Raw genomic sequence first — 11,944 nt, forward strand, 5'->3', positions numbered from 1 at the left:
CGATTACTGACGGGTAACTTAGCAAGCCCCCTAGAGTGCGGGCAATCTCACTGGGGGTACGTCACTCCCGTTCGGTACACTGATCATGCGGGCCGCTCAGTTCTGCCTCGGCCCGCTGTTGTTGTCGACTACCACGCGCCGCGGCCATACGTAGGTCTGCGCCGGGCAGGACAACCCTTCTCGAGGTTATGGAGACCAGGGCGTCGAGCGCGCCCACACGCACTTATGAGCACTTTTGCTGAACTCGGCCTGCCCGCCACCCTCGTGGACGCGCTGGCCGCTCAGGGCGTCACCGAGCCCTTCCCCATCCAGGCGGCGACCCTGCCGCACACCCTCGCCGGGCGCGACGTGCTCGGCCGCGGCCGGACCGGCTCCGGCAAGACCTACGGCTTCGTGCTGCCCCTGCTGGCCCGCCTCTCGGCGGGTCCGACGCGGCGCAAGCCGGGCCGTCCGCGCGCGCTGATCCTGGCGCCGACCCGTGAGCTCGCGACCCAGATCGAGGCCTCGATCCTGCCGCTGGCGAAGCCGCTGGGCCTCAAGACGACCACCATCTTCGGCGGCGTCTCCGCGAACCCGCAGATCACGCGGCTGCGCGACGGCGTCGACATCGTCGTCGCCTGCCCCGGCCGGCTCGCCGACCACATGCGTTCCGGGCACGTGAAGCTCGACGCGATCGAGATCACCGTCCTCGACGAGGCCGACCACATGGCCGACCTGGGCTTCCTGCCCGAGGTGCGGCGGATCATGGACCAGACGCCGTCGCGCGGGCAGCGAATGCTGTTCTCCGCGACCCTGGACAACGGCGTCGACGTGCTGGTCAAGCGCTTCATGACCGACCCGATCACGCACAGCGTCGACTCGGCACAGTCGCCGGTCTCGACGATGGAGCACCACGTCCTGCACCTCGAGGAGACCCACCGGCTGCCGGTGCTGGTCGACCTGACCGCCGCGCCGGGCCGCACCCTGGTGTTCACCCGGACGAAGAGCCGCGCGAAGGCGCTGACGCGCAAGCTCGTGGCCTCCGGCGTCCCGGCGGTGGAGCTGCACGGCAACCTCGGCCAGAACGCCCGCACGCGCAACCTCGAGGCGTTCTCCTCCGGCGCCGCGAAGACGCTGGTCGCGACGGACATCGCGGCCCGCGGCATCCACGTCGACGACGTCCGGCTGGTCATCCACGCGGACCCGCCGGTCGAGCACAAGGCGTACCTGCACCGCTCGGGCCGCACGGCACGCGCGGGCGCGTCGGGCACGGTCGTGACGCTGATGACGGACGCGCAGGTCCGCGACGTGCGCGACCTGACCCGCAAGGCCGGCATCAAGCCGACGACGACCCAGCTCGGCCCGGGTCACCCGCTGCTGGCGGAGCTGGCCCCGGGTGAGCGTTCGTTCACGGCGTCGCCGAAGCGGCCGCCGGTGGACAACCGGCCGAAGAAGGTTTCGGCGACCGGCGAGGCGCCGGGTGGCGGCCGCGGCCGTCGCGGCGCTCCCGTCACCCCGAAGGACAACCGGGGCGGACAGCGGTCTCGCGCCAACGGCCAGGAGGCACGCTCGGCCGCCGCCGAGAAGTCCGGCGGCCGCCGGTCGGGAGCCGCTTCGGGCGGTTCGCGACGCTCCGGTGCCGCGGCCGCCTCGGGCGGGTCCCGGCGCTCCGGTGCGCCGGCCGCTTCGGGTGGCTCGGGCCGCTCGGGCGCTCCGGCGGCGGCCAACCGCCGTTCGGGCTCCGGTGGCGCGGCCGCTTTCTCTTCGGGCACCCGCGCGGGAGCCCGCCGAGGCCGCTGAGCGACTCAGCTGAACTGACAGAACCCCGGGCCTCCGTCCGGGGTTCTGTCGTCTCGGCAGGCGGCGCTTCCGCGAATCGCGTGCGATGCTCTCGTGATGGACGACACCGACCTGGTGCAGACCGGCATCGGCCTGCTGGCCTCGGTCTACCGGCTTCGCTTGAACCTGCAGGGCGAAGGCGACGAAGCCGGCTCGAGCGGCTACCCCGAGCTGCTCGAAGGAGCCCTCGACTTCACGCTGACCGCCGAGTCCGCCGTGCCGCCGGAGTACGCCGACGAGGTCCAGGACGTCGTCAAGCAGGCCGTCGACGAGCTGGCCCGCCGGCAGGAAGCGGTCCTGCGCGGTCTGCTGCTGGGGTTCGTCAAGGTCGTCGAAGCCTACGAAGAGGACCAGCCCGGACCCGACGTCCTGCAGCTCCTTCAGCAGCTTTCCCTCGAGGTCGCGGTGGAGTGAGCGCGGCCGGTGGCGACCGGGTGGGTCAGGATCCGGCCGGTCCGGTCCGCCTCCCCGACTCCTTGCAGCCCGCGCCACTCCTGCGTCACCAGGTACAGCGTGTCCTCGCTGAGCGCGCACGCGAAACAGCCGTGGTCCAGCGCCAGCCGCTCCAGGACCTCGCCGCCCTCGCGGACCCGGGTGCACGAGCGTCCCGGCACGTCGGACACCCAGACCGCGCCTGAGGCGTCGAGCGCGATGCCATCCGGGACGCCGTTGCCGAGGTCCGCCCACACCCGGCGGTCGGCCAGCCCGCCGTCCTGGAGCACTGAGAACGCCGTCAGCCGGTTCGCGTACGACTCCGCGACGATCAGCGTCCCGCCGTCGGGAGTCAGGGCCATGCCGTTGCCGAAGGCGATGCCGTCCGCCACTTCGCGGACGTCACCGGCCGGGCTGACGTGCAGGATCGGCCCAGGGCGGTACTCCTCGCCCGCCATCAGGTCGAAGCCGCCGCCGTTGACGTAGCAGCCTCCGTCGCGAGCGACGACGATCTCGTTGAAGCCGCTGCCGCCCAGGTCGGCGTGGGTGACCGGCCCGGACGGCGTGAGCCGCAACAGCAGGCCGTCCGAAGACGACACGACCAGCGGCTGCCCGTCGAGGAAGTCGAAGCACATCGGCATCGTCGGGAAGTCCGCGCGGAACACGACCTCGCGTCGGCCGGCCGGGGTGACCGCGACGATTTCGCGCGCGAGCCAGTCGGCGAACCACAGGCGCCCGTCGTGCCAGCGCGGCGACTCGCCGAACGCGATTCCGTCCAGCACCACTTCAACCACGAAAGTCTCCTTCGCTTGAGGAACGCTAGCGAAGGAAACGTCGAAGCCGCGAATCCCGCTTCGACATCCGTGGACGAACTAGAGCGAGGAAGTCAGCCCCCGAGCCCGCAGCACCGCGCGCTCCAGCGGACGGAACACCAGCAGCTCGATCCCGACGCCGACCAGCAGGATCAGGAAGATCGCCGCGATCACCGTCTCGATGCTGTTCAGCGACGACCCCTGGTTGAGGTACGCGCCCAGCCCGACGCCCAGCTGCGGCGACAGCGCGATCAGCTCGGCCGCCATCAGCGAACGCCACGAAAACGCCCAGCCCTGCTTGAGCCCCGCCAGGAAGCCCGGCAGCGCGGCCGGCAGCAGGATGTACCGGGCCGACGAGAGCCGGTTCGCGCCCATCACCTGGCCGACGCGCGGCAGGATCGGCGGGATCTGGTCGATGCCGGACACCAGGCCGTTGGCGATCGACGGCACCGAGCCGAGCAGGACGACGAAGTAGATCGCGCCGTCGTTGATGCCGAACCACAGGATCGCGGCCGGCACCCACGCCACCGACGGCAGGCTCTGCAGCCCGGAGAGCAGCGGCCCGATCGCCGCCCGCACCACGCGGACCTTGGCCACGACCAAGCCGAGCGGCGTGCCGATGAGCACCCCGGCGAGGAAGCCGAGCGCGGCGCGGTGGACCGACGTCCAGACGAAGCCGAACACCTCGCCGGTGACGACGCGGCCCCAGAACTCGGACCAGACCGCGAGCGGCGCGGGCAGCTGGGCCTCCGACCAGAACGCCGCCGCCCAGAGGACCTGCCAGACGACGATCAGGAGGACGAGCGCGAGCACCGGCGGCAGGAAACCCCAGGCGAACCGCTTCCAGAAGCTCGGGCGGCGTTCGCCGACCGGCGCGTCGAGCGAGTCCAGTCCGGCGCCGACCGCGTCGAGATCGGCCTCGGCGTCCACTTCGGACCGGTCAAGCTGCGGCATGGGTGCTGATCACCTCTCGCAGGTGCCCGGTGATCTCTTCGGTGAGCTCCTCGGCGTCGGCCAGCGGCACGTCCGCCCACTCGCGCACGACCTTGCCCGGCCGCGACGACAGCAGCACGACGCGCTGTCCGAGCCGGACCGCTTCGCGCACGTCGTGGGTCACGAACAGCACCGACGTGCCGGTGCTGCGGTAAACGCGCAGCAGCTCGCCCTGCAGGACGTCGCGGGTGATGGCGTCGAGGGCGGCGAACGGCTCGTCCATCAGCAGCAGCGCCTGCTCCGGGTCGCCGCCGACGCGCAGCGTCGCGGCCAGCGCGCGGGCGAGCGCGACCCGCTGCCGCATCCCGCCGGACAGCTCGTGCGGCCGCTTGGCGCCCGCGCCGTTCAACCGGACGAGCTCCAGCAGCTCGGCGGCCTTTTCGCGGCGCTCGGCGCGGCCGAAGCCGGCCAGCCGCAGCGGCAGCTCGACGTTGCGGGCCGCGGTCAGCCACGGCATCAGCGCGGCTTCCTGGAACATGACCGCGGGCCGCGACGTGTTTAACGTGATCTCCCCCGCCGACGGCGCGTCCAGCCCGGCGACCAGGTTCAGCAGCGTGCTCTTGCCGCAGCCCGACGCGCCGAGCAGGCAGACGAACTCGCCGGGCGCGACCGTGAGGTCCACACCGTCGAGCGCGACGACCGCTCGGCCGGCCGGGCCGAACGCCTTGCGGACGCCGTCGAGCCGGACCGCGGTCGCGCCGGTGAAGCTGCTCCGGCCGGTCGGGAGGGTCGTGGTCATCGCTGGCTGCCTCTCGGGATCACTTGGCGAGTTCGGGCGCGTTCACGGCGGGCTGGTTCGTCTCCTCGAGGACGGCGTTCAGCGGGCCGAAGTCGGCGAAGCCCTTCAACGCGACGGCCGATTTGACCACGCCCGCCGTCACCGAGTCCTGCGCGAGCTGCGGGAACTCGGCCGGGATCGGGTCGGTGGTCAGCTCGATGCCGGAGAACGCGCGGTCGATGACGCCCTGGCTGAGGCTGCTGCCGGCGAGCTCCTTGAGGGCGCCGTTGACGACGGTCTTCGCGTCCGCGGGGTTGGCCTTCGCCCAGTCGATCGCGGCGAGCTGGCCCTTGAGCACCGCCTTGACGGTGTCCGGGTGCTGCTGCAGGAACTCGCCGCGCACGATGACGACAGTGGTGGGGAACCGGCCGTCCGGCCACAGGGTCTTCTCGTCGACCAGGACCTTCGCGCCGGCGTCGAGCACCAGCCGCGACGACCACGGCTCGGGCAGCCAGCCACCGTCGAGCTCGCCCTTCTTGAAGGCGTCGAGCGTCTTGGAGTTGTCCAGGTTGGTGATCTTGACCTGGTCGGCCAGCTGCTTGCCGGCGAGGAACTTCTTGAGCGCGACGTCCTGGGTGTTGGCCAGCTGCGGCGTGGCGATCGTCTTGCCCTTGAGCTGGTCGACACTGGTGATGTCCGGCTTGACGACCAGCTGCGCGCCGCCCGAGACGGCGCCCGAGATCAGCTGGATGGTGCCCTTGGACTTGGTGAAGGCGTTGATCGCCGGGCCGGAGCCGAGGTAGGCGATGTCGAGCGAGCCGCCGAGCAGCGCGTTGACCTCTTCGGGGCCGGCGTTGAAGGTCTGGGTGGTGAGCTTCGTCGAGCCCAACTCCTGCTTGAAGAAGTCCTTCTTGACGCCGATCAGCGCGGGCGCGTGGGTGACGTTCGGGAAGAACCCGAGGCGCACCTCGGTGGCGGCGCCGGCGTTCGCGGCCGGGGCCGCGGTGGTCTCCGCGGCGCGGGAACAGCCCGCGAGCACGCCCACGACGGTCAGGGCGGCCAGCGCCGAGGCCAGGAAGCGGGTTCTGTGGTGGGTGCGCACGTCGGCGTCGCCTTTCGCGGGGTCGGTGTCGGGGCGAGGTTCGCACGGTCACCCACTAGGGCGCATAGGCATCCGCATCCCGGGAAATCCGCTGAGATTCCTTGACATCGGCGAGGCACGCCTCTACGGCAACCATCCGGCCCGCTCGCGCGTGGTGCTCTCGACGACGACTTCGAGGGGGATGGATGAAGACGGTCGCGGAGATCCGGCTGATGGTCCTGGTGACACTCGCGGTGTGGGCGGGCTGCGCGCTCGGGCCGATCGGAGCCGACTGGCTGACCGCCCTCGGCGTGGGCGAGTGGACGGCCGTGGTGCTGGTGGCCACCCTGTGCGCACCCGGCCTGGCCGGCGGCTACCTGTTCTGGCGGCTCACGGGGAAGCTCCCGGCCCGCCGGACGGCCCCGTTGATCGGTGCGGCCGCCCCGGCCACCGTCCTCGGGCTGTCCGGCCTGGTCACCGGATCGGTGACCCGCGGTCACACGTTCGTGCTCGTCTTCATGACCGTGCCGTTGCTGATCTTCCTGCTGGTCGCCGCCGTGCGGTGGCGGACCGTCCGGCGCACCGAGGCAACCTCCGACGTCACCTGAACGTGGTAGAGGTGACGACGAACTCGGGAGGAAACATGACGAGCCGACGGGGCCAGGGAGCCACCGGCGTCCGCGTGGCGCTGGTCGTGCTGTTCATCGGGATGGGCCAGGCGACGTTCGAGTGGTTCAGGTCACTCGGGATGGACTCGGTGACGAGCTTGGTGGTCTGGGCGATCCCGGTCTTCACCGGGGCGGCGGTGACGCTGGTGCTGTGGCTGGCCTCGGACCGCGCGTTCGCGCTGCGGAACTGGCTGCCGGTGGCGGTGAGCATCCCGGTGTACCTGGGCGGAGCGTTCGGCCTGGTCACGGGCGAGGCGAGCCTGGTGGCGTCGATCGTCACCGGCGTCGGGCTCGGGATCGCGGTGGTGTCGCTGGCCGGGGTGCTCCGCTCGCGGCGGCGCGAGGAGCCGGTGCGCCACTAGCGAGCGGATGTGGCGTTCGGTGCGCCGCCCCGCACCCAAAGTGGCGCTCGGTGCATCCCACGCACCCAAAGTGGCGTAAGGTGCGCCGCCGGTGGTCCGAGGTGCCCACAGCCCGGGCGTGATGTGGACAACCAGGCCCGGGCCGGGGCGGTTCCGGCTTTTCGTCGGACGGCCTCGATACGCTGGAAGCGGGACGGTCCCCCAGGGAGGGTGGGCCCTGCTTGAGGGCCTCGGTCAGCGGCGCAGCAGCAGGGACACGTCGCCGAACTCGTGCCACAGGTACCGGCGCTCGACCGCCGCGTCGTACGCGCGCTGGACCAGCTCGCGACCCACCACCGCCTCCAGCAGCAGCAGGTGCGACGCGTCCGGTGCGTGCAAGCCCGTCACGATTCCGTCCACCACTCGCGCCGGGCGGTCCGGGCCCAGTACCAAGTCCGTCCAGCCCTCGGCCACCCCGTCGGGCAGTGACGACTCCAACGCCCGGGCCGCCGTCGTCCCCACCGCGATCACCCGGCCGCCTCGCGAACGCACCCACGAAACCAGCGCCGCGGTCGTCGGCGGTACCCGGAACCGCTCCGCCTGGGGTGGCTCGCCCGCCTCCGGTGAGGACACCCCCGTGTGCAGCACCAGCGGCGCGAACAGCACGCCGTCCGTGACCAGGCGTGTCACCAGTGACTCCGTGAACGGCCGAGCCGCCGAGGGCATCTCCGCGCTGCCCGGCTCGCGGGCGAACACCGTCTGGTAGTCCGAAAGCGGCCACGCCCGCGGCACGTACCCGTAGCGGATCGGACGGCCCGCCACGGCCAGGAACCCCGTGACCGAACCCTCCACCGACACCGCCGCCCGCCACAGTCGCGAGTCACCGAAAGCCGCCGGGGCCAGCAACGTCAGCGACGCGCCCCTCGGCAACTCCAGACGCTCCCCCGGCCGGCCGTCGAGCAGCGGTCCGCCCGGCGCACGCAGCTCGACGACCCACGAGCCGTCGTCCAGCGCCGTCGAGAAGTGGACGACCACCGGACGGCCCCCTCGCACAGCGTCGACCGCCGCCGGCAGCGTTCCCGACGTGTTCACCACCAGCAGGTCCCCGGGGCGAAGGTGCGACCCCAGTGAGGAGAACACCGTGTGGTGGACACCCGCGGGCGACGCGACCAGCAGGCGGACTTCGTCGCGCGCGAGGCCACGTGCCTCCGGTGGGGCCGACGCCGACAGCTCGCCCGGCAGGTCGAACCGGATGTTCATGCGCTCACCAGCAGGTCGGCGGCCCGGTAGCGGCCGCTGGGTGGACGTTCGTCGAGCAGCCGCAGGAACGCCGGGACGGCCGTCTCCGGCAGCGGCCGGTCCGAGATGTCCTCACCCGGGAACGCGCGCTGGTGCATCGCCGTGCGCAGGTCGCCCGGGTCGACCGCGTACACCGCCAGGTCCGGGTTCTCCGCGCCGAGCACGGCCGTGACCTGGTCGAGCGCCGCCTTCGCGGAGCCGTAGCCACCCCAGCCTTCGTACGCTTCGACGGCGGCGTCCGAGCTGACGTCGATGATCGTGCCCCGGGCAAGAGTCAACGCGGGCAGCAGCAACTGCGTCAGAGCGAGCGGCGCGAACACGTTCACGCGGTAGACGTCCTCCAGTTCCGCCAAGGGATAGCGTCCCAGCGATGGCAACGGGCTGACGCCCAAGGAGCTGGCGTTGTTGACGAGCAGATCAAGGGACGGACAGGCGTCGGCGAGCGAAGCGCGGTGGACAGGGTCGGCGACGTCGCCGGGGACGGCCGTGAAGCCGATCTCCCGGGCAGCAGCCGAAAGCACGGCCGGATCCCGGCCGTCGCCGATGACTGTCCACTTGCGACTCACCAGTGCGGCGGCGAGGGCGCGGCCCAGGCCCGCGGATGCACCGGTGACGAGTGCGGTTGGCATGGTTCCTCCTTCGAGGGGTACCACACCATCGTCAGACCTCTACATTACTTGAGGTCAAGACGGCGCCGGAGCAGGAAGTACGCTGCCAGCGAAACGACGAGCCCGACGTAGTACGCGAGATCCGCGCCGTGCAGCGCCGACGCGACCGGTCCGGTGTAGAGGGACGTGTTCATGAACGGCACCGCCGCCCCGAATCCCACCACGAACGCCACGAGCGCGGCCCACGGACGCACGGAGGTCGAAGCCAGGACGTCCACGCGCCGCCCGCCGCGGGTCCGCGCGAGCCAGTCGGGGATGACGACGCCGAGGAACGGCGGGATCCAGTAGCTGACGAACAGCAGCACGTTCTGGAACTTGGCCGCCAGTTCGCCGCTGTGCATCCAAAGGATCAACGCGAACGCGAGCACCGTGACGACCACGGCCGAAACCGGGCGCCGCAGCCGGACGCCGACGGTCTGCAGGGCCAGTGAGCCGCTGTAGTCGTTCATCGCGTTCGACGACACCGCCGCCAGCGCGATCACGGCGAGCGCCAGCGCGCCCAGGAACCCGCCACCGAGCAGGCCGGCGACCCCGTGCGCGGTCTGGTCGCCCAGCGACGAACCCAAAGCGAGCCCGAGGCCTTCGCCGATCGCGTACGACGCCGTCAGGCCGAGCAACGTCGCCCAGAAGACCGACCGCGACGACGTCCCGGCCGGGAGGTAGCGGCTGAAGTCCGAGGCGTAGGGCGCCCAGGAGATCGCCAGCGACAACGTGATCGTCGTGAACAGCACGACATTGCCCGCCAGGTCGGCGCCCGAAGCGGTGTCGGCGGTCGCGATCGAGTGTCCGGAAAGGACCTTCACGGCGAGCGCGGCGAACGCGAGCACCAGCAGCACGCTCATCACCGCCTGCACGCGGTGGATCAGGGCGTAGCCGAACACGCCGAGCGCGCACTGCAGCACCAGCACGATCAGCACCGCGGCCCAGAACGGCAGCCCGGTCAGCTCGGTCAGTGCGTCGCCGCCGAACAGGCCGACCAGCGCGTCCCAGGCGATCGAGCCGAGCCACTGGACCAGCCCCGGCAGCACGACGCCGCCGCCGAACGGCAGCCGGGCGAGCGGCAGCTGGCCGGTGCCGGTGCGCGGTCCCCAAGTGGACAGGTACGCCACCGGCAGCGACCCGAGCACGGTGCCGGCGAGCATCGCGGCCACGCCCGTCCAGAACCCGAGGCCGTACGACGCGGCCAGCGTGCCGGTGAACACCGCCGTCATGGTCAGGTTCGGCGCGAACCACACGCTGAACAGGCGCCACGGCCGCCCGAACCGGTTGCCCTCCGGCACCGGTGCGATGCCGTGGGTCTCGATCGCCAGGTCACGACCTCCGGTGGGCATCCGCCCGCCGAAGACCTCGGCATCCAGTCCGCTCATGTGCTGCCTCCCGTTCCGGATCACCCTAAAGCGCGCCCGCGTGGTGTAACGCGACGGCCCGAACGGGCGAATCACGGTTAGCCGTTGCCGGACCGCTTCACACTCCCGCCAAGATCACCCGGCGAGGCGCACCGGGAGGGTTGCGTGGTGCAGCACCCGCGGACGTTCGCGATGACCGGCCTGCTCACCGCCGGTTTCGCGCTCGGGGTCGTCGCGTTGACGCTGAAAGCGAACGAGGGCTCCCACTCCGCGCTCGACACGGCCCTCAGCACCGCCACGGGGTTCCTGTTCCTGCTCGCCGGCGCGGTCGCGCACGTCCGGCGCCCGGCCAACCCGATCGGCGTGCTCATCGCGCTCGCCGGCGTCGCGGTGTTCCTCGAAGACCTGCAGTTCACCCCGGACCCGGTGCTGTACACGATCGCCTTGCCGCTGCGCGCCGCGTCCAGCCCGGTGATCGCGCACCTCGTGCTCGCCTTCCCGCACGGCAGGCTCCGGTCGCGGTGGGAACGGCTGCTCGTCGCCGCGTCCTACCTGGTGGTGTTCGGCCTGGGCCTGCTCGGCGTCCTGTTCAACGACGACCCGCGCGACCTGCTGGCGGTCTCCGCCGGCCACGCCGGCAGCAGCGTCGCCGACCGCGTGCTGGAGCTCGCCGCCACGGCGATCAGCGCCGGGGTGATCGTCGTGCTGCTCTACCGGTGGCTGACCGGCCGGCTGCCGCAGCGGCGGCTGCTGTCGCCGGTGATCGCCATCGCGCTGTCCGGCGCGCTCGCGTCGGGTGCCGGCACGGCGCTCGGTGACGGGCACCCGCTGTCGGAGCCGATGCTGCAGGGGTACCGGATCCTGTTCTGCCTGTGGCCGCTGGCGTTCCTGGCCGGCGGGCTGCGCGCCCGCGTCGGCAACGCCGAGATGATCCGGCTGCTGCTTGAGCGCGACGGCACCGGGCTGGCGGCGCTGGTGCAGGACGACGAGGTGTGGAAGGACAGCCGGTCGATCGACGGCCTGAACGCGGCGGCCGGGCTGGTGCTGGACAACCAGCGGCTGACGGCGGAGCTGGAGCAGCGGCTGGCCGAGGTGCGGGCGTCGCGGGCCCGGCTCGTCGCGGCGGGTGACGAGGAGCGCCGCCGCCTGGAGCGCGACCTGCACGACGGCGCCCAGCAGCGGCTGGTCAGCGTGGTGCTGCTGCTGCGGATGGCCGACCGGCGCCACGGCGGTGCGCTGCCGGCGGAGGTCCGGGCGCTGCTGTCCGGCACGGTCGACGAGCTGCAGCGGGCGATCACCGAGCTGCGCGAACTGGCCCGCGGCATCCGCCCGGCGATCCTGACGGAGGCGGGGCTGGCCGCGGCGGTGCGCTCGCTGGCCGACCGGATCCCGATGGAGGTCGCCTTGACGGTCGGCGAGGTGCCGCGTCTGGACTCGGCGGTCGAGGCGACGGCGTACTTCGTGACGTCGGAGGCGCTGACGAACGCGCTGAAGCACGCCGAGACCGATTCGGTGGACGTGCGGATCGCGGTCGAGGGGGCGGAACTGCGGGTCGAGGTGACCGACCCGGGCGTCGGCGGCGCGGACGTCGAGGGCGGGACGGGCCTGGCGGGCCTGCGGGACCGGGTGCAGGCGCTGGGCGGGGAGCTCGAGGTGCGCAGCGGCACCGGCGGGACGACGGTCCGCGCGGTCATCCCCCTCGCCGAGGCCCCCGGAACGCCGTGAAGGCCCCCTTACCGGCTTCTTGCGCCGGTAAGGGGGCCTTCAC

General features: G+C 72.1%; 12 protein-coding genes. 5 read left to right on the forward strand and 7 right to left on the reverse strand.

Features of this window, described 5'->3' with window-relative positions; all coding sequences use genetic code 11:
• The first annotated feature begins 225 nt into the window (after positions 1 to 225).
• Both AB0M59_RS46470 and AB0M59_RS46475 read left to right on the forward strand, forming a co-directional pair.
• Entirely contained in the window at positions 226 to 1,779 is a 1,554-nt protein-coding gene (locus AB0M59_RS46470) for a DEAD/DEAH box helicase (protein WP_364628496.1), read from the forward strand.
• A gap of 96 nt (positions 1,780 to 1,875) precedes the next feature.
• Positions 1,876 to 2,232, forward strand: coding sequence for a hypothetical protein (locus tag AB0M59_RS46475; protein ID WP_364628498.1), 357 nt, complete (start codon positions 1,876 to 1,878; stop codon positions 2,230 to 2,232).
• On the opposite strand, the gene AB0M59_RS46480 is transcribed toward AB0M59_RS46475, so the two are convergent.
• The 4 genes from AB0M59_RS46480 to AB0M59_RS46495 all read right to left on the reverse strand — a co-directional run bounded on the left by AB0M59_RS46480 (position 2,199) and on the right by AB0M59_RS46495 (position 5,875).
• Complete coding sequence (locus AB0M59_RS46480; protein ID WP_364628500.1) at positions 2,199 to 3,044, reverse strand: SMP-30/gluconolactonase/LRE family protein; 846 nt, start codon at positions 3,042 to 3,044, stop codon at positions 2,199 to 2,201. The two genes, AB0M59_RS46475 and AB0M59_RS46480, sit on opposite strands and share 34 nt — an antisense overlap.
• Before the next feature lie 78 nt (positions 3,045 to 3,122).
• The gene (locus tag AB0M59_RS46485; protein ID WP_364628502.1) at positions 3,123 to 4,016 is read right to left on the reverse strand and encodes an ABC transporter permease; all 894 of its coding nucleotides are present in this window, start codon (positions 4,014 to 4,016) and stop codon (positions 3,123 to 3,125) included.
• Complete coding sequence (locus AB0M59_RS46490; protein WP_364628504.1) at positions 4,003 to 4,794, reverse strand: ABC transporter ATP-binding protein; 792 nt, start codon at positions 4,792 to 4,794, stop codon at positions 4,003 to 4,005. The genes AB0M59_RS46485 and AB0M59_RS46490 overlap by 14 nt, the downstream gene beginning before the upstream one ends.
• A gap of 19 nt (positions 4,795 to 4,813) precedes the next feature.
• A complete protein-coding gene (locus AB0M59_RS46495) occupies positions 4,814 to 5,875 on the reverse strand; it encodes an ABC transporter substrate-binding protein (RefSeq protein WP_364628506.1) in 1,062 nt (353 codons plus the stop codon).
• Positions 5,876 to 6,060: 185 nt separating this feature from the next.
• On the opposite strand from AB0M59_RS46495, the gene AB0M59_RS46500 reads away from it, so the two are divergent.
• Together AB0M59_RS46500 and AB0M59_RS46505 are read left to right on the forward strand one after the other, a co-directional pair.
• Entirely contained in the window at positions 6,061 to 6,462 is a 402-nt protein-coding gene (locus tag AB0M59_RS46500) for a hypothetical protein (protein ID WP_364628508.1), read from the forward strand.
• 35 nt (positions 6,463 to 6,497) lie between these two features.
• On the forward strand, positions 6,498 to 6,884 hold the full coding sequence (locus AB0M59_RS46505) for a hypothetical protein (protein ID WP_364628510.1): 387 nt from the start codon (positions 6,498 to 6,500) through the stop codon (positions 6,882 to 6,884).
• Positions 6,885 to 7,118: 234 nt separating this feature from the next.
• Here the strand turns inward: AB0M59_RS46505 and AB0M59_RS46510 are convergent, their stop codons facing one another.
• The 3 genes from AB0M59_RS46510 to AB0M59_RS46520 are packed head-to-tail and all read right to left on the reverse strand — an operon-like array spanning position 7,119 to position 10,197.
• Positions 7,119 to 8,123, reverse strand: coding sequence for an S-adenosylmethionine:tRNA ribosyltransferase-isomerase (locus tag AB0M59_RS46510; RefSeq protein WP_364628512.1), 1,005 nt, complete (start codon positions 8,121 to 8,123; stop codon positions 7,119 to 7,121).
• Positions 8,120 to 8,791, reverse strand: coding sequence for an SDR family NAD(P)-dependent oxidoreductase (locus AB0M59_RS46515; protein WP_364628514.1), 672 nt, complete (start codon positions 8,789 to 8,791; stop codon positions 8,120 to 8,122). The genes AB0M59_RS46510 and AB0M59_RS46515 overlap by 4 nt, the downstream gene beginning before the upstream one ends.
• A 44-nt stretch (positions 8,792 to 8,835) precedes the next feature.
• Positions 8,836 to 10,197, reverse strand: coding sequence for a cytosine permease (locus tag AB0M59_RS46520; protein ID WP_364628516.1), 1,362 nt, complete (start codon positions 10,195 to 10,197; stop codon positions 8,836 to 8,838).
• Positions 10,198 to 10,368: 171 nt separating this feature from the next.
• On the opposite strand from AB0M59_RS46520, the gene AB0M59_RS46525 reads away from it, so the two are divergent.
• Positions 10,369 to 11,901, forward strand: coding sequence for a sensor histidine kinase (locus AB0M59_RS46525; protein WP_364628553.1), 1,533 nt, complete (start codon positions 10,369 to 10,371; stop codon positions 11,899 to 11,901).
• Positions 11,902 to 11,944: the final 43 nt, after the last annotated feature.

This window comes from Amycolatopsis sp. NPDC051371 (genome assembly GCF_040682155.1).
Lineage (GTDB): Bacteria > Actinomycetota > Actinomycetes > Mycobacteriales > Pseudonocardiaceae > Amycolatopsis.

Excerpts from the sequence above, each read along its gene's own strand:
- AB0M59_RS46470 (WP_364628496.1), top strand. The coding sequence starts at position 226 with ATGAGCACTTTTGCTGAACTCGGCCTGCCCGCCACCCTCGTGGACGCG.
- AB0M59_RS46475 (WP_364628498.1), top strand. The coding sequence starts at position 1,876 with ATGGACGACACCGACCTGGTGCAGACCGGCATCGGCCTGCTGGCCTCG.
- AB0M59_RS46485 (WP_364628502.1), bottom strand. The coding sequence starts at position 4,016 with ATGCCGCAGCTTGACCGGTCCGAAGTGGACGCCGAGGCCGATCTCGAC.
- AB0M59_RS46490 (WP_364628504.1), bottom strand. The coding sequence starts at position 4,794 with ATGACCACGACCCTCCCGACCGGCCGGAGCAGCTTCACCGGCGCGACC.
- AB0M59_RS46500 (WP_364628508.1), top strand. The coding sequence starts at position 6,061 with ATGAAGACGGTCGCGGAGATCCGGCTGATGGTCCTGGTGACACTCGCG.
- AB0M59_RS46505 (WP_364628510.1), top strand. The coding sequence starts at position 6,498 with ATGACGAGCCGACGGGGCCAGGGAGCCACCGGCGTCCGCGTGGCGCTG.
- AB0M59_RS46510 (WP_364628512.1), bottom strand. The coding sequence starts at position 8,123 with ATGAACATCCGGTTCGACCTGCCGGGCGAGCTGTCGGCGTCGGCCCCA.
- AB0M59_RS46515 (WP_364628514.1), bottom strand. The coding sequence starts at position 8,791 with ATGCCAACCGCACTCGTCACCGGTGCATCCGCGGGCCTGGGCCGCGCC.
- AB0M59_RS46520 (WP_364628516.1), bottom strand. The coding sequence starts at position 10,197 with ATGAGCGGACTGGATGCCGAGGTCTTCGGCGGGCGGATGCCCACCGGA.
- AB0M59_RS46525 (WP_364628553.1), top strand. The coding sequence starts at position 10,369 with ATGACCGGCCTGCTCACCGCCGGTTTCGCGCTCGGGGTCGTCGCGTTG.